Source organism: Citrobacter sp. Awk 4 (genome assembly GCF_028069725.1).
Taxonomy (GTDB): domain Bacteria; phylum Pseudomonadota; class Gammaproteobacteria; order Enterobacterales; family Enterobacteriaceae; genus Citrobacter_D.
In genome coordinates, this window is the sequence record NZ_JANEWG010000128.1 from 1 (window position 1) to 982 (window position 982).

Annotated in this window: 1 protein-coding gene; it reads right to left on the reverse strand. The window is 34.9% G+C overall.

The window, feature by feature from the left end:
• A partial coding sequence (locus NNO04_RS22455) for a P-loop NTPase fold protein (protein ID WP_271446525.1) occupies window positions 1–982 on the reverse strand: 982 nt, incomplete at both ends.

Sequence of the window (982 nt, forward strand, 5' to 3'; positions counted from 1 at the left end):
CTATGGTTGTTTTCCAGAGATGATATTAGCTTTTCAGAAAACAAAAATGAATCGTATATGCAAGTCAATAATTCAAAACTTTTATCTTCGCACTTACTTGAGTAACTTGTCATCATTTCAAAGAATCGCTCATCAGCATCTTCAGAAACTACTCTATGAAGAAATTCAAACCTATCAATATCTCCAGTTATGAAGTCAAGGATCTCTTGATCAGAAAAATATCCTGCCGGTGTTTTATAATGAAAAGCAACATAGAGTCTCTGTGGTGCTGATACTCTTCCGGCAGAGTCGTCATCAGAAACTCCATAATGAGAGTAGCTGTTAGAATTCAGAAGAGGGAAAATATCCCCAAGTAGGCTTTCCATTAGTCTACGATCCCTATCGCTGAACTTCGTTAAGTTATGAACTCTCTCTTGACTATATGTATTCACCACTTCCTGTGGTTTCTCCATAATAAGTCCGTCATTATAAAATCTCTTACCTATATATGCTTCTGGCGTATTCTTAATGTGCTCGTATACTAAATTTGACTTTGTGGCAATCATAGATAACGCAAAAAGGTCAGAGAAGCATACTTGACCTTCCACCTGTTCCAACACAAATCTTAAGTGGTTAAAGAATCTTTTTAATTCTCTTGGATTTTTGATGAGGTGCTTAAAGTAATTGTGATAAATCCAACTTAACCTTTCTTGATCACTTTCAAATCTATCGGTCAATGTTTTATCACTTAGATTTTCCAATTCTATATCAACAAGGTCATTCATCCCTCTTTCAGAAATTACAGGGAGAGGGACTCTTAGCTGTATTATTTTATTGATATATTCCGACGAGTTAACAATATCATTCTTATCTAAAACAGATATAAGATAATTTGAGTCAAATGCTAATAAAAACGAAGTACCTGAAAAATCTGCAACGGCCTTTACGAGACGCAAAACTTGAAATGTCTCGGATGGAGTCAATCTGTCAATGTCATCAATAA